Below are 18,982 nucleotides of genomic sequence, written 5' to 3'. Positions count from 1 at the left end.
TTTTTTAATAATAGTTGACAAAAATACGGATATTTTCACAGAATAAAGTAAGAATTTAGTAGTTTTACAGTATAAATTATCCTTAAAATTTACCAATGAAAATTATAAAAAAAATACTCGTTTTTCTTTTAGTTGTTTTACTGATAGCTCAATTTTTTGGTCCAGAAAAAAATGATGGAGATATTGCTACTGTAAACACATTTTTAGTGGAAACAAATCCGCCAGCAGATGTAAAAAAAATATTAGAAACTACTTGTTTTGATTGCCATTCTGCAAAAACAAGATATCCTTGGTATGATAAAATTACTCCTATAAATTATTGGTTAGATGAGCATGTAAAAGATGGAAAAAAACATTTAAACTTTTCTAAATGGAGTGAGTATTCTTTAAAAAGAAAAGAACATAAAATGGACGAGTTATATGAAGAAGTTGAAAAAGGAGAAATGCCTTTAAATTCTTATACTTGGACACACTCTGAAGCAAATTTAACAGAAAAGCAAATTGCAACTGTTGTAGCTTGGGGTAAAAAAGTACAAGCAGATTACAAGCAACAAATGTCTGTTAAATAGGTGCAAAAACAAACTGTTTTAATTATTGGTACAGTTTGGGTAGAGCCCAATTCTTCTGCAGCAGGAAAACGAATGTTGCAGTTAATTCATCAATTTTTAAAAAGAGCTGATAAGATAATTTTTGCAGCTACTTCTTTAAAAAGTGAAAAAGCAATAGACTTAACTTCTTTGGGTGTTAAAGAGGTTACCATACAATTGAATCATACTTCTTTTGATGATTTTATAAAAGAATTGCAACCTAATATTGTATTGTTTGATAGGTTTATGACCGAAGAACAATTTGGTTGGCGAGTTGCAGAATACTGCCCTAAAGCACTTAGAATTTTAGATACAGAAGATTTACATTGTTTGCGAAAAACAAGAGAGCTTTGTGTAAAGAATAAAATTAATTTTACTACAGATGAGTTGTTGAAACAAGATATTACCAAAAGAGAAATCGCGTCTATTTTACGATGCGATTTGTCTTTAATAATTTCGACTTTCGAAATGGATTTATTAAAAAATCTCTTTAAAATTGATGAAGCTATTGTAATGTATTTACCCTTTTTGTTTGATGAGATTAGCAAATATCAACAAGAAAAATGGAAAAACTTTGGTGATAGACAGCACTTTATATTTATAGGAAACTTTTTTCATAAACCCAATGTAAATGCTGTTTTAACTTTAAAAAAAGAAGTTTGGTTTCGTATTAAAAAACAAATTCCTAATGCAGAGTTACACATTTATGGTGCTTATATAAATCAACAAATACAAGATTTGCACAACCAAAAAGAAGGCTTTTTAATTAAAGGATTTGCAAAAGATGCAAACCAAGTAGTAAAAAATGCAAAAGTAGTTTTAGCGCCTTTAAATTTTGGAGCAGGTATTAAAGGTAAATTAACAGAAGCAATGCTTTGTGGTACACCAAGTGTTACTACAAAAATAGGTGCAGAAGGGATGCATAACAATCTACCTTGGAATGGCTTTATAGAGGACAATTTTACAGAATTTTCAAACAAAGCAGTTCAGCTATATACAGATAAAAATATCTGGGAAACTTCACAAAAAAACGGAATTGATATTATAAATACCATTTACGGTAAAGAAAAACATGGGAAACTATTTTTCGATAAAATTGATACAATTCAACAAAACTTAGAAACACATAGAATTTGTAATTTTATGGGGTCTGTTTTACAACATCAAACTTTGCAAGCAACCAAATACATGAGTAAATGGATTGAAGAAAAGAATAAATAATTTACAGACACATTTATCAGAACCAAACGGCCTGTAAAACTGCTTACTGAGAATTGCCAACGGGCTATAATCTAAAGGTAAAGAATTTGCTGAGCATAAAGAAATAGCAAGAGAATTTTAAATAAACAAATGATTTACAACAACTTATATTATTAAAGAAAAAGCAATCTTGAAAAACAGAGTTGTATAAATCAGAAGATTTTTTCAAAGAAAATAGAATTAAACAAGAGAAATTATTTTGTTACTAATAATCCTGCTCTTTTTAAAAGTGCATCTGGCTTAGGCTCTTTTCCTCTAAATTGTTTATATAAATCCATCGGGTTAATGGTGCCTCCTTTAGATAAAACTGTTTCTTTAAATTTTGTAGCAACTTCTTTGCTAAAAATTCCTTTTTCTAAGAAAAACTCAAAAGCATCTGCATCTAACACTTCTGCCCATTTGTAAGAGTAGTATCCAGAAGAATATCCTCCTTGAAAAATATGAGAAAATGAAGTACTTATGCAATTTTCTGCAACATCAGGATATAATTTTGTGTTGGCAAAAGCATCAATTTCAAACTCTTTTACAGAGTTGATTTCAGATGGGTTTTCACTATGCCATTTCATGTCTAATAAGCCAAAACTTAATTGGCGTAAGGTTTGCATTCCTTCATGAAAACTTGCAGATTCTTTAATTTTTGTAATGTATTTCATAGGAATTACTTCTCCAGTCTCGTAATGTTTAGCAAACAACTCTAAAGCCTCTTTTTCGTAACACCAATTTTCTAAAATCTGACTTGGTAATTCTACAAAATCCCAAGAAACAGAAGTGCCAGATAAACTATTATAGGTTGTATTTGCTAACATGCCATGTAACGCATGCCCAAACTCGTGAAACAAAGTAGTTACCTCGTTAAAAGTTAGTAATGATGGTTTGGTTGGTGTAGGTTTTGTAAAATTACACACGATAGAAACATGAGGTCTTTCGTTTACACCATTTTTAATTTTTTGCGATTTATAAGATGTCATCCACGCTCCATTACGTTTTCCTTTTCTTGGATGAAAATCTGCATAAAAAACAGCAATAAAATTTCCTTGAGTATCTGTTACCTTATAAGTTTTAACATCTTCATGATATTTGTCGATATTAAAAACTTCTTCAAATTGTAAATCGTACAAACGATTTGCAATTTCAAAAACACCATCAATTACATTTTCTAATTTAAAGTAAGGTTTTAATATTTCTTGGTCTAAATCAAAAATTTCTTTTTTTAATTTTTCTGAATAATAAGCACCATCCCATTTTTGTAATTGATCAATTCCGTCTAATTTTTTAGCGTATTTTTCTAAATTTTCGAATTCTTTTTTTGCAGCAGGTTTTGCTTTTTCAAGCAGTTCGTTAGAAAAGGAAATTACTTTTTCTGGGTTTTCTGCCATTCTTTCTTCTAAAACAAAATGTGCATGGGTTTTATAGCCTAATAAATTGGCTCTTTTATGGCGTAGTTTTACAATTTTTAAAACAATTTTTTTATTGTTGTTTTTGTTGTTTTGAAATGCTTTTTTTCCTGCAGCAATTGCTATTTTTTTACGCAATTCTCTATTATCTACATAGGTCATAAAAGGGATGTAACTTGGGTAATCTAAAGTAAAAATCCAACCTTCTTTCCCTTTTTCAGAGGCTAATTGCTTTGCCGCTTCTTTAGCAGATTCTGGTAACCCAGACACATCATTTTCATTCGTTAAGTGCAACTCAAAAGCATTGGTTTCTGCCAACACATTTTCGCCAAACTGTAAAGACAATTTAGAAAGTTTTGAATCTATTTCTCTTAAAGTATTTTTGTCAGCACCTTTTAAGTTAGCACCATTTCTAGCAAAACCTTTGTATTGTTTTTCTAATAGCATGGTTTGTTCTGCATTTAAATCTAAATTTTTTAGGTTATCAAAAACAGTTTTCACTTTTTTAAAAAGCCCCTCGTTTAAAGTAATGTCATTTTTAAAATCACTTAACCAAGGTGAAACTTCTTGTGCTATTTTCTGAATTTGATCATTGGTTTCTGCTGAGTTTAAATTGAAAAAAATACTTGTAATTCGGTTTAGTTTTTCGCCAGCAAAGTCTAAAGCTACAGTTGTGTTTTTAAATGTTGGTTTATCTGTATTGTTTACAATTTCATCAATTTCTGCTTTAGCAATGTTGATGGCTTTTTTAATAGCAGGTTTGTAATGTTTTTCTTCAATTTTAGAAAAAGGCGCTGTATTAAAATCTTGTAAAAGTGGATTCATGTGTTGTTCTAAGTTTAAAATTTAATCATCAAAATTTATTTTTTGAATCGTAAATCTTTGATGTTTAATGAAAAATATGATGCCACAAATCAACAAATATGCATTTGATGATTTGTGGCATAAAAATAAGAAATAAGTAGTTGAATTTATTGTTTTTGAAAGCTATTTTCTAACTCTTTCAGAAGCTTTTTCTACCTTTAATTTTAAGCCTTCTTTGTAAGCAATAATTTTATCTAACACACATTTGTCTGAAGCTCCAATAATTTGTGCTGCTAAAATACCTGCATTTTTAGCGCCATCTAAAGCAACAGTTGCTACGGGTACACCACCAGGCATTTGCAAAATAGACAATACAGAATCCCAACCATCTATAGAATTTCTGCTTTTTACAGGTACACCAATAATAGGCAAAGGACTCATACTTGCCACCATTCCTGGTAAATGTGCAGCACCACCTGCACCAGCAATAATTACTGTAATACCTCTTTTATGGGCATTTTTAGAATAGTCTACTAGTTTTTCTGGAGTTCTGTGTGCAGATACAATATCTACTTCTATCTGAATGTCAAAACTCTCTAAAATGTCTATTGCCTCTTGCATTATTGGAAGATCAGAATCGCTTCCCATTATTATTCCTACCATTTTTCGTTCATTTTGTAGTTATCAATTTTATTGATAATTGTTATCTAACAATTGTTTATTGTTTACTAATTACTTTAATCGTTTCTTTTACCTTTTGAGCAATTTCTCTGGCTTTGTCAATATCTTTATTTACAATGGTTACATGCCCCATTTTTCTAAACGGACGCGTTTCTTTTTTTCCGTAAATATGGGGTGTAACACCTTCAATTTTTAAAATATCTTCAATTTTTTCGTAAACAACCTCACCAGAAAAACCTTCTTCACCCACCAAATTCACCATAATTCCTGCTACTTTGCTTTCTGTATTTCCTAAAGGTAGGTTTAAAATACTACGTAAATGTTGTTCAAATTGATTGGTATAGCTAGCTTCAATAGAATAGTGACCAGAGTTATGTGGTCTTGGTGCAACTTCGTTTACTAAAATATCATCTTTTTTAGTTTGAAACATTTCTACAGCTAATAAACCAACAAAATCTAACTTGCTAACTACTTTTAAAGCAATTTCTCTTGCTTTTTCTGCCACTTTAAAGTCTATTCTTGCAGGGCAAATTACATATTCTACTTGGTTTGCTTCTGGATGAAACTCCATTTCTACAACAGGATAGGTGTTTGTTTCTCCATCAGCATTTCTAGCTACAATTACAGCCAATTCATTTTTAAACGGAATTAACTTTTCTGTAATGCACTCAACATTGGGTAGGCTTTCTAAATCCTCAACATTTCTAACAATTTTAACTCCATTTCCATCATAACCAAAACGTGCAGCTTTCCATACAAAAGGAAAATCGATGATATTGTTTTCGTAAGAATGTTTTAACTCTTCTAAATAAGCGTAGTGAGAAAAATCTGCTGTAGGTATTTGGTTGTCTACATAAAAATTTTTCTGCCTTGCTTTGCTTTGTATAACTCGTAAATCTTTTGGTTTAGGATAAATGATTAACCCTTCTTCTTCTAACTTATCTAAAGCATCTAAATTTACATTTTCTATTTCTATGGTTAAAACATCTACAGTTTTACCAAAATTGTAAACAGCATCAAAATCTAATAAATTACCAACCACAAATTTGTTACAAATTTCTGCACAAGGTGCATTTGTACTGCTATCTAAAATGGTTGTGTAAATATCTAGTTTTTGCGTTTCTGCAAGCAGCATTCTACCTAATTGACCACCACCAAGAATGCCTAATTTAAAATCTGAAGAAAAATAGTTTTTCACGATAAATATGTGTTGTGTTTCCACAAAAATACATAACTCTAACTAACTATTCTATAAAATTAATTTGTTATTTGTATAGCGTTGTTACCAACAGGTGTAACATTGTACATTAACATACTACAACCTTCTTCTCCTATAACTCTGCCACCTTCTAGATAATTGTATTTTTTGTCATGACAAGGACAAGTTATTGTTGGTAAATTAGAAATATCTAAAGGAGAATTACAAGTTCTAAGAGGACATTCTAAATCAAAAGCAATATAATTAGAAGATGAGTTTCTAATGATATGAATTAATCTTCCATTTATGGTATTGGTAGTGCTACCACCATTTACAATTAGGTCTTGATAAACAGGAAGCCTAAATTCTATAACTTCAGATACAAAAACACCTCTAAAACAATCGTTTATGGTAGTATTATCTTCGCAAGAAAAAAGCGATAAAAACAATAAGCAAATAAGTGTTTTTTTAATCATAATTGGTTTCCTTTCATTTAAAACGATGGCAAGTTACAAATATTTTGTACATTTGTTATAATCTCATTCCTGTGAAGGCAATGAGATTTTTAAATTTAAATCCCTAGTAAGTAGTGGTTTAGAAAAATATAAAAATTACCTTATAATTTATTTAAGGTAAAAAAGAATTAAAATCAAAAAATTATGAGTGATATATCATATTATTCTCCAGAAGGTTTAAAAAAACTGAAAGATGAGTTAGTGCAATTAGAGCAAGTAGAAAGACCTAGAGTTACACAAGAAATTGCAGATGCAAGAGATAAAGGAGATTTAAGTGAAAATGCAGAGTATCATGCTGCAAAAGAAGAGCAGTCTCATTTAGAAACAAAAATTGCAAAACTAAAAAATGTAATAGCAAATGCACGTATTTTAGATGAAAGTCAACTAGACACCTCTAAAATATTAATCCACTCTAATGTAGTCATAAAAAATACTGCAAACGGTATGGAGCTTAAATATAGATTGGTAGCAGATTCTGAAACCGATGTAAGAAACGGAAAATTGTCTGTAAACTCGCCAATTGGAAAAGGTTTACTAGGTAAAAAAGTAGGCGAAATTGCAGAAATTAAAGTGCCTAGTGGCATTATGAAATTTGAAATTGTAGAGATTTCTAGGTAATTTTTTTAAGAAGCTATTTCCTGCTTTCCATTATATCTTTTTATACTGAAACGAGTTCAGCATAAAAAGGATGCCATTTCAATCAGGGCTAAACTAGTTTGTAAACTATAGTCCTTATTTATACGAAGAGCATTTTAAAATTATAAATTCGAATTCTTTCTTATATTTACTAAAAAACCAACTATGAGTATTTTTACAAAGATTATTAGCGGAGAATTGCCAAGCTATAAAGTAGCAGAAAATAACGATTTTTTTGCTTTTTTAGACATCAATCCCAATGCAAAAGGCCACACTTTAGTGGTGCCTAAAAAAGAAGAAAATAAAATTTTCGATTTGTCTAAAAACGAATATGCTAGCTTAATGGACTTTTCTTACAGCGTAGCAAAAGCCTTAGAAAAAACAATTGATTGTAAAAGAATTGGCATGTCTGTAATTGGTTTAGAAGTACCACATGTGCATGTGCATTTAATTCCTTTAAATAGTATGGAAGATGCGCAATTTACTAAAAAAGTATCTTTAACAAATAATGAATTTGTTGATTTGGCCAATGATATTGCTGCAAATTTTGAGTAAGTTGAAACATTGATAATTCAAATACTATTAGAAACTTTTGGTTTTTATGAACTACAATTACTCTTTCTATATTTTGTAATTTTTAAAACTTTTCCAACAAAATCTCAAAAGTAGTTCCTTTACCAACTTCAGATTTTAGGACAAATATTTTTCCTTTGTGGTAATCTTCTACAATACGTTTAGACAAAGATAAGCCTAAGCCCCAACCACGTTTTTTTGTAGTAAAACCTGGTTTAAAAATTTGTTTGTACATTTTTTTAGGCATGCCTTTTCCAGTATCTGAAACTGTAATTTTTACTTTTTTCTGTGTATTTTCTACTTTTACTTGTAAACTACCTTTGCCAGACATAGCATCTATAGCGTTTTTTAGTAAATTTTCTATCACCCAACCAAATAACTCTGTGTTTAAGTTTGTGTAAATAACATCTTCTGAAGCCCAAAATGTAGAGGAAATTTGCTTAGAACTTCTAGATGCTAAATAATCGAAAGCTGTTTTTGTAATGGTAATAATATTTTCTTTTTTCAATTCGGGTGTAGAACCAATTTTAGAAAAACGATTGGCAATAGTGTTTAATCTACTAACATCTTTTTCTATTTCTTCGACATACTTATTATCTACTTTTTCCATTTTTAAAATGGCAATCCAGCCTAATAAAGATGACAAAGGTGTGCCAATTTGATGGGCCGTTTCCTTTGCCATTCCTGTCCATAATTTATTGGTTTCTGCAATTTTATTAGAATTATAAAATAAATAAATTACACTTAAAAATAGTATTAAAATTAAAATTAAGGCAATTGGGTAATAGGTTAGTTTGTCTAGTAGTTCAGAATCTTTATAATATACAAATTGTTTGTTTTTTCCCTTATAACTTACTTCTATGGGTTTGTTTTGAGACTTCATAATTTGCAACTGTTTCGCTACATAGTTTTTATCTAAAGACTTTACAGGATCTAAGTTTTGTATCTCTAAAATTTCACCTTTAGCATTTACCAAAATCATAGGAATGTTATTGCTACTTTCAATTACTTTTAAAGGTAAATCTACACTTGCATTTAAATCGGAATTTGTTGCCAATTCTTTTTGTGCAGCTGCTAAAATTTCTATTTTAATTCTTTCTTCTTTCTTAAATTTTTGGAAAAAGATAAACGTATTCCATAAAACGAGAGAAACGATCACCAAAGAAGTTAAAACAGCAACTCTTTTAAAGAAAAAGGTATTGGTTGTAAAATTCATAAAAACAAATATAAAGGTTTCAAGGATATAACTCATTTGTTAATTTGATAGTATCTTTACAAGACATTTTTTTACTAAACAAATGTTTTTTTGGTACGGTTAAAAGATTTAGTTCTCAATTGGGCCTTAATAGACATTTTAAAAAATTACAATTTTTATGTTAAGTATAGATCCAAAAGAAATATCAACAGGAAAATTACATAGTTATTTATTAGGTAGTATTGCACCAAGACCCATCGCATTTGCTAGCACAATTGATACTAATGGCAAGCCCAATTTATCACCATTTAGTTTTTTTAATGTTTTTGGAGCAAATCCGCCTATTTTAATATTTTCTCCAGCAAGAAGAGTTAGAGACAATACTACAAAACATACTTTAGAGAATGCTTTGGCAACAAAAGAAGTGGTTATTAATATTGTAAATTATGCTATTGTACAACAAATGTCTTTAAGTTCTACAGAGTATCCAGCAGGTGTAAACGAGTTTGAAAAAGCAGGATTTACCATGCTAAAATCAGACAAAATAAAACCATTTAGAGTTGCAGAATCTCCTGTGCAATTAGAGTGTAAAGTAAATGATGTTATTTTTACAGGTGATGAAGCAGGAGCAGGAAATTTAATTATTTGCGAAGTTGTAAAAGTGCATATTTCTGAAGACGTTTTAGATGAAAATGGAGGCATAGATCAACATAAAATAGATTTGGTTGCAAGAGCAGGAGGTAGCTACTATTCTAGAGCAAGAGATGGCTTTTTTGAAATACCCAAACCCATTCGTACTTTAGGGATTGGTGTAGATCAAATACCCAAAGAAATTAGAAATAGTCCTATTTTAACAGGCAATAATTTAGGTATGTTAGGCAATGTAGAACAGTTGCCAACTAAAGAAACTGTTAATAACTTTGCAAAAGAACATCCGCAATTTATTGGGTTAGAAACCCTAAAAAAACATACATTTGCGCAAGAGTTTTTAAATAAAAATGATGTAGAAAGTGCTTGGAAAGTGCTTTTAATTAAATAGTTAAGATTTATATTATGGAAGTTATCGGGAAAATAAAATTAATTGGAGAGGTACAAACTTTTGGTTCTAATGGTTTTAGAAAAAGAGAATTAGTTGTTACTACAGACGAGCAATATCCGCAAATGATTATGATTGAGTTTGTACAAGACAAAACAGATTTGTTAAATAGCTATAATGTTGGCCAAGATGTAAAAGTTTCTATTAATTTAAGAGGTAGAGAGTGGATAAACCCACAAGGTGAAGCGAAATACTTTAATTCTGTACAAGGTTGGAGAATTGAGAACTTATCTCAAACCGCATCTCAAAATCAAAATTTACCTCCAGTAGACCAATTTGAGCCAGCAAGTAAAGTTTCTGACGAAGAACCAGATGATTTACCATTCTAAAATAGTCAGTAGTCTTTAGACGATAGACAATAATAATCAATAAAAAAGAGTACAATTTTTAAAATTGTACTCTTTTTTATTATTAGTCAGTTTCAGTTTTTCTGTTATAAAAAAAACTAAAAACTAAAAACTAAAAACTAACGACTACCGTCTTTCTCTGGCATTGGTCCACGTAAATGTATAATTAAGCCATTTAAGAAGTTTCTTAAAATTTGATCACCACATTCCATATACTTTGGATGGTCTTCGTTTCTAAAAAAAGCCCCTAATTCACCTTTACTTACTTTAAAATCTACCAATTTGCAGATTTCTATAATATCTGTATCTCGCAATTTATGCGCTACACGTAATTTTTTAAAAATATCGTTGTTTGTTAATCCCATAATACAAATGTAAACTATTAAGTAACTACTTTAAAAATTGCCCACCCATAAACTGCAAATCGTAAAAAACGAAATACCCCAAAAACAACTACATTTTTAAAAGGATATTTAATCATACCTGCAGCTAAACACGCTATTGAGAAAGGTAAAGGTAATAATGCACCTACTAAAATTAAAAAGCCACCCCATTTTTTAGTGTTTTTTAAATTGGCAGCCATTTTTACTTCTAAATATTTTTTTACAGCAGGTATTTTTAAAGTCATTTTACCTAAAAAATAAGATAATAAACCACCAAAATAAGATAGTGTTGCTAAAATGGATAAATTTAAAATCGGTTCTGGAGTTTTTTTAGTCCAGGCTATAAACATTTCTGGTGGTACTAAACCCAAAAGTGTTTCTGAAATAAAAAAAGTAGTTAAAATACCAATTCTAGAAAAAGTTTCTGTAATAGTTTCTAAACCCTCATTAACATCGTAAACATACTTATTAAATAAAAATAAGAGTAGAACCACCAAAACTATGGGAAAAAAAGCTCTTTTTAAACTTTCCCAAACAAATAGATAAAAACCTGTTCTGCCATAGTAAACATGTAATCTTTTGCCAATAAAAGCAGTGTTCTTTTTCCTTTTTTTCTTCTTTTTATTCAAAAAAATAGCGTTTTAATGAGCTTGTAAAAGTAAGAACTAATTCTAAATAAATTGCGTGTATTATAATAGATTAACTGTTTTTTGTGAAATGGTTAAATTTGCAAAAAAAAAGATAGATTTTAAATGATTTGGCTTTCAGATACTATTGCATTTCCACCATACGAATTTACAACAGAAGAAGGCATTATTGCTTTGGGTGGCGATTTGTCTGAACAACGATTAATTCATGCTTATAAAAACGGAATTTTCCCATGGTATTCTCAAGGAGATCCTATTATTTGGTATTGTCCTTTTGAAAGAATGGTACTGTTTCCAGATGATTTAAAAGTATCTAAATCCATGAAGAAAATCATCAAAAAAAAGAAATATATAATCACAGAAAACAAAGCTTTTGCCCAAGTAATTTACAACTGTAAAAGTATCGATAGAAAAGATGATTTTGGTACTTGGATTACAAATGATATGGAGCAAGCATACATTAACTTACATAAAAAAGGAATTGCAAAATCTGTAGAGGTTTGGAAGGACGCAGAACTGGTTGGTGGTCTTTATGGTTTGGAAATTAATGGCATTTTTTGTGGCGAAAGTATGTTTAGTAAAGTTTCTAATGCCTCTAAATTAGCCTTTATCCATTTGGTTAAAAACAAGAAGTATCAATTAATAGATTGCCAAGTTTATACTGATCATTTAGCCAGTTTGGGCGCCAAAGAAATTGATAGAACTGCTTTTTTAGAAATTTTAAAAACATACTAAAGAGTAAGCGCTGTTTTGAAAAAAAACAGCGTCTTACTAAGTAAACTAATAAAACCAAGTATTAGTAACTATATTAGAAGTTAGCTTTCTAATAAAATTTTATTCAATATAAGGTTGATGCTTATAATTAAGCACCCTTTTTAATTTCCAATTAGTATTTTTGAGAAATGCTTCCACCAGAAGAACTTTTCTTAGATATTTTTTTCGGATTTCCTTTAAAATCTACATCACCACCACTAGAAGCTTTTGCTTCTATTTTTTCTGAAGCAAAAACATCTATATCGGCACCACTTGCTGCGCTTACAATTACATTGTTACTTTTTAAATTATAGGCATTTATAGAGCTGCCACTTGCAGCATTAGATGCATGATTGATAGCTTTTCCACTTATTTCTATAGCAGCACCGCTTGAAGCGCTTGTAGATATATTTTTAGCATCAATTTCTATATTTATATCTGCACCACTAGAACTAGATAGGGCAATTTCATTTGCTTTTATAATGCCTTCTCCATACACATCACTTCCACTTGTGGCTTTTAAAGAGTTTAATTGTTTTATAGTAACAAATACTTTTCTAGCTTTTGCTTGCCAAATATTTTTTTCTGTGTATATTTTTAAAATTCCGTTCTCAACTTCAGTAACAATGATGTCGTGTAAATTTTCATCTGCTTCTACAGATATTGCCGTATTATCATCTTGAGAGATGTATAAATCGATACCATTACTTACGTTAATCCCTATAAAATCTGGTTGTAAAGTTCGTTGTTTTGTTACAACATTTCTGTTGCCATTTACGCTGTTAAATATGCCTACACTACAAGATGCAAGTAAAGTAGTTATAAAAAGTACTGTTAAAATTCGATTAATTGCTGTTTTCATAATAATGCTTTTAATTTTGATGGTAAATATCTCATAATAGACGCTTACCCTCTAAATTTAGTAGCCCAGTTGTTGATTGTTTCGGTTGAGTTGTAATTATATAGTTGCTTTAATTTCTATTTTTTCTTCTTCCTTTTTACAATCTGTACATTCTAAATAATTTTTTTTCATTCTAAAGTGATGATTCCCCATCTCTCTCTCATCAATACCATCCTTATTTCTAACATTCATTAAAAAATATCTCATAGAATTATCAAAATATACTGTGGTTTTCTCAGGAACAAAGAAGGTGATTTTTACTTCTTCATCTTTAAAAATATTTTTTACATCTGATAAGAAGAAAGCGTTTAATACTACTTGATTATTTGTAAAGTTGTATTTGTAATTAATTTGTTCTGCATTTTTACGAGCTTTAATGCTACTTCTACCATAAGATTCTTTTTGTATTACAAAATAAGCTTTACCTGTATTGCTTTTTTCTACATCTACACGTAAATAATTAGAATACAGTTTTATAGTATTTTCTATTTCTACTTCTTGTTTACTATAGGTTCTTTTTAGATTATGTCTGTAATAAATGCTATCATCATTTACCATTTTTAAGATTAGTGTATCTTTTTTAGTAATATTTAGCTCTTGTTTTTCTACATATTTACCATAATTAGCATGGGTTGTACCAAACTCGATTCCTGTAAAAATGATAGCTAATAAGGCAATTAACCAAATACCTAATAATGTTAAAGAAGTGGTTTTGCTAAACTGTTTTACGTTGCTTGATAAAATTCTTAATCCTAATATAAACAGTACAATAAATGGAATACCAATTAAGGTAAACAAACAAATAGTTAACACCCATTTTGGTAAACTAGCATCATAAAAAAAATGCGGATAGTTTATAAAATTGCCATCGATGTTTAAAAACTCTATGCTACCCAAAGAAAACCCTCCAATAATTAGAGATAAAATAACAGCAGCAGCTATAAATACTAGAATAATACCTATAAACTTTCCTATAACTCTAAAGAGCACTAGAAATAGGTTACCAATAGTATTTAAAAAATCTTCTATACCATTATTTTTTTTTGTCTTTGCTGAAAAAGTTTTATTTATTTTTTCTGAAAACTCATTTGCACCATCTTTAATTTTTAAAGACGCATTGTTGGCAAAATCTTTTACATTTTCAGAAACATGTGTAAACTCTTCTCTAATTTTTTTTTCTATGTTATCTATATTTACAGGTTCGCCTTCCATTTGTAATTTTTCAGCAGTGGTTTTAGCTTCAGGTAATAAAATCCATAAGATGATATAAAGAATAATACCAAAACCAGCTCCAAAAAATAAGGCTAATAGGCCTAAACGTATCCAGATTGCATCAATATCAAAATAGTGTCCAATACCAGAAGCAACACCACCTAAAAACTTGTCATCACCATCTCTAAATAGTTTTTTACCAGATGCGTTATTTTTTCGGGAAGCGTAATTGGCATCAGAATAGGTTTCTTCTGCTTCTGCATAATCTTCTGGTTGTCCCATAATTGCAATAATATCTTCAATATCGCTTTCATTTACAACCTGTCTTGCGTCTGTTATTTTTTCTGATAAAAGCTCGCTAATACGTGCTTCTATATCGGCAATAATTTCGTTTTTTCCCTGCGGATCTTCACTTAAAGATCTAGAGATAGATTCTAAGTATCTTTTTAATTTTTGATAAGCAGTTTCATCTATATGAAAGAAAAATCCGCCTAAATTTATATTTATTGTCTTATTCATTTGAAGTTGTTTTTGTGCTAATTACTTGGTTTACTGCGTTAACTAAATTGCTCCATGTTTTGTCTAATTCTTTTAAAAACATGCCTCCGTTTTCTGTTAAAACGTAATATTTTCTTGGGGGGCCAGAGGTAGATTCTTCCCATCTATATGTTAATAAACCTGCGTTTTTTAAACGGGTTAATAATGGGTAAATCGTGCCTTCTACCACAATCATTTCTGCATTTTTTAGAGTTGAAAGTATTTCAGAAGTGTAAGCATCTCCATTTTTTAAAATGGATAAAATGCAGTACTCTAAAACACCTTTTCTCATTTGTGCTTTTGTGTTTTCTATCTTCATATATTGTGGTTTATTTTATGAAATTTATTGTAAATGGATATTTGTAGTTTTCGCCATCTCTAACTTTTAAAGAGGCAATAATAACTAAAGCAATACCAACTAAATAAATAATACCTGCTGCAGAACCTAAGCCAATAACACCTAAAATGTTTGGGGTAAAATCTAAGTCGAAATGAAAATGATGACTAGCAATTAGGTTTCTAAAAAAAGACCCAAAAGCAAAAGGAATAAATAGTAAGGTTAATACAAAAGCATATAGGGTATAGCTAATATTAAAGTTTACAGCTTCTTTACCTTGCGCATCTAAAAATGCACTTCTTTCTTTTAATGTTTGCCACGCAACAAGTGGTGTAATAATATGACCAAATGGAAATATAAAACCTGCAAAAGCAGAAATATGAATTAAAAAAGCGTTTGTGTTTTGGGTGTTATGTTTCATGTTTGAATTGTATATAATACTTTCTTATGCAAATATATATCTTTAAAAAGGTATTATGCAATACATAGTACTGTAATTAACAAAATATTAACATTTAAATTCTTCGTTTGATTTATTAAAAAAATAGTAAATTGCTAATAAATACAAGATAAGATGAAAATAACACCCAACCGTATCAATTCTTTTATGCTTTTTAAACTACCCTTGGGCTGGCTGTCTGGTTTAAGGGTAAAAACCTTAAAGGATGGTGTTTGTACTGTACAAATTAAGCATCAATGGATAAATCAGAATCCGTTTAAAAGTATGTTTTGGGCTGCCCAGGGTATGGCTGCAGAAATGTCAACTGGTGCTTTGGTGATGTATGCTATATCTCAATCTAATCAGAAAGTATCTATGTTAGTTACCAAACAAGAAGCAGAGTTTTATAAAAAGGCAACTGGTAAAATTATGTTTACTTGTAAAGGTGGTCATACAATAAAACAAGCAATTGAAAAATCTATTGAAACAAAAGAAGGGCAAGTGATTACCTTAATTTCTCGAGGAAAAAATGAAGAAGCAGACGTGGTGTCTAAATTTAGTTTTGAGTGGAGTTTAAAAGTAAAAAATTAATCTTCTTTATTTCTTAAAATAGGTTTAGGTCTTTCTTCTGTATAATCACAATCTTGAAAAATACCACAAGAAACTCCAATTCTCGCTAAAGATTTTGTTTCTTCAAACTGTTTTGATAATGCTTCAATTTCTGGAGATAAGTATTTCATCTTATAAATTTAATAAAAAAAACTGAATTCTTAGATTCAGTTTTTTTTCTATTTCTCTTCGGTTTCTTTCAATCTTTTTATAAAGTTGTCCAAACGTTTTCCATAATCAGAAGCTTTTATTTTGGGTGTAAGCGTCTTGTTTATGGTGTCTAAAAGTTTAATGTTGGCATTGTATAATTCTGTTAATGCTATATAAGGTGCAGCCTCAGAGCTTGGGTGGGTAAGTGCAAAGTTTGTAGTATATAAGTATTTTCTACGAACCATTCTATTATAATCTTTTTGCACTTTAGCTAATAACTCTTTATCATTTGCTGCTTTTGCTTCAAATTCTTTTTTAATAAATTCTAAACTTTGGTTTTTAAACTGATTATTAATCTTAGCAAAATCATTAAGAACTAACTGGTTTTCAGATCCTATAATTTCTGGATTAAAACCAAAAGTTTCAATATTATCATTTACAGTAATAGTTCCTTTATTACCAAAAAATAGAATTCTTTTATCGGTAGTATTTCCTTTAAATGTGATGTAATACATTACAGGAGAATCAACATCATCTGTTAATTTAAAGTTTCCATCTCCAATCACTTTTGCAGAATCTATAGAAACCAAAACAGTATCTTTCATTTTTTGAAGATATAAAACTCCTTTTTTTAAACCTTTAATGTTTCCTTCAACGACCATGCTTCTTTCTTTTTTAGAAGAACATGCTGTTAGTAAAATAGTTACTAAAATAATACCAATTATACGTTTCATACTATGATTTTTTACGATTGCAAATATGCTTTATTTTTTTAAATGCTGGCAGATAATTCCATTAAAATTGTACACAAAATAGCACCAACTGTACCAATTGCATACCCAAATACTGCGAGTAAAACACCAACTGTTGCTAAAGACGGGTGAAAAGCTTGTGCAACAATAGGTGCAGAAGCAGCACCACCAACATTAGCTTGACTACCCACAGCTAAAAAGAAATATGGTGCTTTAATTAATTTTGCAATTCCTATTAATAAACCTGCATGAATACTCATCCAAACTAAGCCAATAGCGATTAAACCAGGGTTTTCAAAAATTAATTTTAAATCCATTTTCATACCAATTGTTGCTACTAAAATATAGATAAACACACTACCTAATTTGCTTGCTCCTGCCCCTTCGTAATTTTTAGCTTTTGTATACGAAATTAGAATAGCTACAATTGTAGAAATACTAATTAACCAAAAGAAACTCGATCCTAAAAATGAAAAAATATTACGCCATGTTTGAGACTCCATTCCTTTTACAAAGCTGTTAAAAAAACGGCCTAAGTATTTAGAAGCAAAATGGCCAAAACCAACTGTGCCAAAAGCAATGGCTAGCATAATCATTAAATCTGTTAAAGACGGATTTCTTTTTACTTTTTTAGAAAAAGAAGCTACTTTTTCTTTCAATTCTTCTATAGCAGAAGTATCTGCTTTTAACCATTTATTAATTTTATCTTTTCTACCAATACCAATTAATAATACAGCCATCCAAATATTAGCAACTACAATATCTACAAACACCATTCCTCCATATTTTGCTGGATTGTATTTGTATATTTCTAACATGGCAGTTTGGTTTGCACCACCACCAATCCAACTTCCTGCAAGAGTAGAAAGTCCTCTCCAAACAGCATCAAAATCTGCGCCACCAACTGTTTCTGGAGAAAAAATAGAGATTAATAAAATAGCTAAAGGACCCCCTATAATAATACCAATGGTTCCTGTAAAAAACATTATCAATGCTTTATTGCCTAAATTAAAAATGGCTTTTAAATCGATACTTAAAGTCATTAAAACCAATGCAGCTGGTAATAAAAATCTACTGGCTATAAAATACAATTGAGAGCTTTTAGCAATCGTTTCTCCATCGGTATTTATGGTTTCCCATTCTGGGGAAATAATACCTGCTGTTGTAAATAAAGCAGGGATAAAATAGGCCATAAATAAACCTGGTACTATTTTGTAAAATTTTGGCCAAAAACCTGTTTTTATACTTTCTGTGTAAAAAACAATTCCTAAAGAAATCATTAAAATACCAAATACAATGGCGTCGTTTGTGAAAATAGGCTCCATATTTTATGTTAATTTTTTAAAGTGATTCGTGTTTATAACAATACCGAGAAGTAATCTTTTTTGAATTTGATTTGGCAGTTTTATTTGTTGGTATCCAAAATTTAATTTTAACGTAGAATTTAGTTGATGTAAAAACCCAAACCCAGTTCTGTTTTCGCCAAACGGTTTGCTTGCAAATTTTATAAAAAATTCATTAAAGGCATAGGTTGTTAGCTTATTATTTAGCGGATATTTTACAAATAAACCATATCGAATTCTATGAGTAGTTTTGTTTGTAAAATTTTGTCTTTTAAAACGTTGTGCCAATCTAATTCTATGTTTTACTTTAAAATTACCCCAATTATCTTTCATATTTAAATCTTGATAAAAGCGATATTCATACAAATCTGGTAAATTTTCTTTGTAAGAAATATCTTTTATAGAATACACAGAGCCTAGGGTTAAATTTATTTTCTTATTAAAAGCGTAATTTACACCAAACCTGTATATTTCTTGCTGATATTCTGTAATAAACTCGTAATATCTTACATGAAAACTAGTTTTTAGAGTCCACTTTTTTGAAACTTTATGAGAACCATTGTACATATACCAAGTTCCCAATTGATCTTTAGTATTATTTTGAGCATGTATTTTACAAAATAGAAAACACAT

Annotated in this window: 23 protein-coding genes; 8 read left to right on the top strand and 15 right to left on the bottom strand. The window is 29.7% G+C overall.

From position 1 onward, the window contains the following. Positions 1-95: 95 nt before the first annotated feature. Complete coding sequence (locus tag Q0662_RS03310; RefSeq protein WP_298947134.1) at positions 96-569, top strand: heme-binding domain-containing protein; 474 nt, start codon at positions 96-98, stop codon at positions 567-569. Next, positions 570-1,808, top strand: coding sequence for a glycosyltransferase (locus Q0662_RS03305; RefSeq protein ID WP_298947133.1), 1,239 nt, complete (start codon positions 570-572; stop codon positions 1,806-1,808). It begins immediately after the preceding gene. 233 nt (positions 1,809-2,041) lie between these two features. On the opposite strand, the gene Q0662_RS03300 is transcribed toward Q0662_RS03305, so the two are convergent. The 4 genes from Q0662_RS03300 to Q0662_RS03285 all read right to left on the bottom strand — a co-directional run bounded on the left by Q0662_RS03300 (position 2,042) and on the right by Q0662_RS03285 (position 6,400). Next, positions 2,042-4,066, bottom strand: coding sequence for a M3 family metallopeptidase (locus Q0662_RS03300; protein ID WP_298947132.1), 2,025 nt, complete (start codon positions 4,064-4,066; stop codon positions 2,042-2,044). A gap of 162 nt (positions 4,067-4,228) precedes the next feature. Beyond that, positions 4,229-4,708 carry a 5-(carboxyamino)imidazole ribonucleotide mutase gene (purE, locus tag Q0662_RS03295; protein ID WP_298947131.1) on the bottom strand — a complete coding sequence of 160 codons (480 nt, stop codon included), beginning with the start codon at positions 4,706-4,708 and terminating at the stop codon, positions 4,229-4,231. 55 nt (positions 4,709-4,763) lie between these two features. Next, on the bottom strand, positions 4,764-5,924 hold the full coding sequence (locus Q0662_RS03290) for a 5-(carboxyamino)imidazole ribonucleotide synthase (RefSeq protein WP_298947130.1): 1,161 nt from the start codon (positions 5,922-5,924) through the stop codon (positions 4,764-4,766). A 59-nt stretch (positions 5,925-5,983) separates the two neighbouring features. Next, the gene (locus Q0662_RS03285; RefSeq protein WP_298947129.1) at positions 5,984-6,400 is read right to left on the bottom strand and encodes a Rieske 2Fe-2S domain-containing protein; all 417 of its coding nucleotides are present in this window, start codon (positions 6,398-6,400) and stop codon (positions 5,984-5,986) included. 183 nt (positions 6,401-6,583) lie between these two features. Here Q0662_RS03285 and greA point away from each other — a divergent pair, with 183 nt between their 5' ends. Both greA and Q0662_RS03275 read left to right on the top strand, forming a co-directional pair. Continuing rightward, entirely contained in the window at positions 6,584-7,057 is a 474-nt protein-coding gene (gene greA, locus Q0662_RS03280) for a transcription elongation factor GreA (protein WP_298947128.1), read from the top strand. A 183-nt stretch (positions 7,058-7,240) separates the two neighbouring features. Then, positions 7,241-7,630 (top strand): HIT family protein, encoded by a 390-nt coding sequence (locus tag Q0662_RS03275; RefSeq protein WP_298947127.1) that lies wholly within the window; start codon positions 7,241-7,243, stop codon positions 7,628-7,630. An 82-nt stretch (positions 7,631-7,712) separates the two neighbouring features. Here Q0662_RS03275 and Q0662_RS03270 read toward each other — a convergent pair whose 3' ends face one another. After that, positions 7,713-8,864: a HAMP domain-containing sensor histidine kinase gene (locus tag Q0662_RS03270; protein WP_298947454.1), complete on the bottom strand. Its 1,152-nt coding sequence runs from the start codon at positions 8,862-8,864 to the stop codon at positions 7,713-7,715. A 157-nt stretch (positions 8,865-9,021) separates the two neighbouring features. On the opposite strand from Q0662_RS03270, the gene Q0662_RS03265 reads away from it, so the two are divergent. Together Q0662_RS03265 and Q0662_RS03260 are read left to right on the top strand one after the other, a co-directional pair. Further along, on the top strand, positions 9,022-9,882 hold the full coding sequence (locus tag Q0662_RS03265; protein ID WP_298947126.1) for a flavin reductase family protein: 861 nt from the start codon (positions 9,022-9,024) through the stop codon (positions 9,880-9,882). A 14-nt stretch (positions 9,883-9,896) separates the two neighbouring features. Then, the gene (locus Q0662_RS03260; protein WP_298947125.1) at positions 9,897-10,268 is read left to right on the top strand and encodes a DUF3127 domain-containing protein; all 372 of its coding nucleotides are present in this window, start codon (positions 9,897-9,899) and stop codon (positions 10,266-10,268) included. A 137-nt stretch (positions 10,269-10,405) separates the two neighbouring features. Here Q0662_RS03260 and Q0662_RS03255 read toward each other — a convergent pair whose 3' ends face one another. Beyond that, positions 10,406-10,651: a DUF1456 family protein gene (locus Q0662_RS03255; RefSeq protein WP_298947124.1), complete on the bottom strand. Its 246-nt coding sequence runs from the start codon at positions 10,649-10,651 to the stop codon at positions 10,406-10,408. A gap of 17 nt (positions 10,652-10,668) precedes the next feature. Then, positions 10,669-11,298, bottom strand: a complete 630-nt coding sequence (locus tag Q0662_RS03250; protein WP_298947122.1) for a short-chain dehydrogenase — start codon at positions 11,296-11,298, stop codon at positions 10,669-10,671. A 123-nt stretch (positions 11,299-11,421) separates the two neighbouring features. On the opposite strand from Q0662_RS03250, the gene aat reads away from it, so the two are divergent. Beyond that, entirely contained in the window at positions 11,422-12,051 is a 630-nt protein-coding gene (gene aat / locus Q0662_RS03245; RefSeq protein ID WP_298947121.1) for a leucyl/phenylalanyl-tRNA--protein transferase, read from the top strand. A gap of 151 nt (positions 12,052-12,202) precedes the next feature. Here aat and Q0662_RS03240 read toward each other — a convergent pair whose 3' ends face one another. The 4 genes from Q0662_RS03240 to Q0662_RS03225 form a co-directional block, all read right to left on the bottom strand. Next, positions 12,203-12,931, bottom strand: a complete 729-nt coding sequence (locus tag Q0662_RS03240) for a head GIN domain-containing protein (protein ID WP_298947120.1) — start codon at positions 12,929-12,931, stop codon at positions 12,203-12,205. A 96-nt stretch (positions 12,932-13,027) separates the two neighbouring features. Further along, the gene (locus Q0662_RS03235; protein ID WP_298947119.1) at positions 13,028-14,701 is read right to left on the bottom strand and encodes a PspC domain-containing protein; all 1,674 of its coding nucleotides are present in this window, start codon (positions 14,699-14,701) and stop codon (positions 13,028-13,030) included. Beyond that, the gene (locus Q0662_RS03230; RefSeq protein ID WP_298947118.1) at positions 14,694-15,038 is read right to left on the bottom strand and encodes a PadR family transcriptional regulator; all 345 of its coding nucleotides are present in this window, start codon (positions 15,036-15,038) and stop codon (positions 14,694-14,696) included. Before Q0662_RS03230 ends, Q0662_RS03235 begins: the two co-directional genes overlap by 8 nt. A 10-nt stretch (positions 15,039-15,048) precedes the next feature. Further along, on the bottom strand, positions 15,049-15,477 hold the full coding sequence (locus Q0662_RS03225) for a DUF4870 domain-containing protein (protein ID WP_298947117.1): 429 nt from the start codon (positions 15,475-15,477) through the stop codon (positions 15,049-15,051). A 153-nt stretch (positions 15,478-15,630) separates the two neighbouring features. Here Q0662_RS03225 and Q0662_RS03220 point away from each other — a divergent pair, with 153 nt between their 5' ends. Next, positions 15,631-16,086, top strand: a complete 456-nt coding sequence (locus Q0662_RS03220; protein ID WP_298947116.1) for a DUF4442 domain-containing protein — start codon at positions 15,631-15,633, stop codon at positions 16,084-16,086. On the opposite strand, the gene Q0662_RS03215 is transcribed toward Q0662_RS03220, so the two are convergent. The 4 genes from Q0662_RS03215 to Q0662_RS03200 are packed head-to-tail and all read right to left on the bottom strand — an operon-like array spanning position 16,083 to position 18,982. Continuing rightward, a complete protein-coding gene (locus tag Q0662_RS03215) occupies positions 16,083-16,235 on the bottom strand; it encodes a hypothetical protein (RefSeq protein WP_298947115.1) in 153 nt (50 codons plus the stop codon). The two genes, Q0662_RS03220 and Q0662_RS03215, sit on opposite strands and share 4 nt — an antisense overlap. Positions 16,236-16,283: 48 nt before the next feature. Beyond that, positions 16,284-16,988: a DUF4369 domain-containing protein gene (locus Q0662_RS03210; protein ID WP_298947114.1), complete on the bottom strand. Its 705-nt coding sequence runs from the start codon at positions 16,986-16,988 to the stop codon at positions 16,284-16,286. Between the two features lie 38 nt (positions 16,989-17,026). After that, entirely contained in the window at positions 17,027-18,331 is a 1,305-nt protein-coding gene (locus Q0662_RS03205) for a DUF819 family protein (protein ID WP_298947113.1), read from the bottom strand. A gap of 3 nt (positions 18,332-18,334) precedes the next feature. Beyond that, positions 18,335-18,982 (bottom strand): DUF2490 domain-containing protein, encoded by a 648-nt coding sequence (locus Q0662_RS03200; protein WP_298947112.1) that lies wholly within the window; start codon positions 18,980-18,982, stop codon positions 18,335-18,337.

It is taken from the genome of uncultured Polaribacter sp. (assembly GCF_947503855.1).
GTDB lineage: Bacteria > Bacteroidota > Bacteroidia > Flavobacteriales > Flavobacteriaceae > Polaribacter.
Note: the sequence above shows the minus strand (reverse complement) of the source record. Positions and strands in the feature narration are given on the sequence as shown.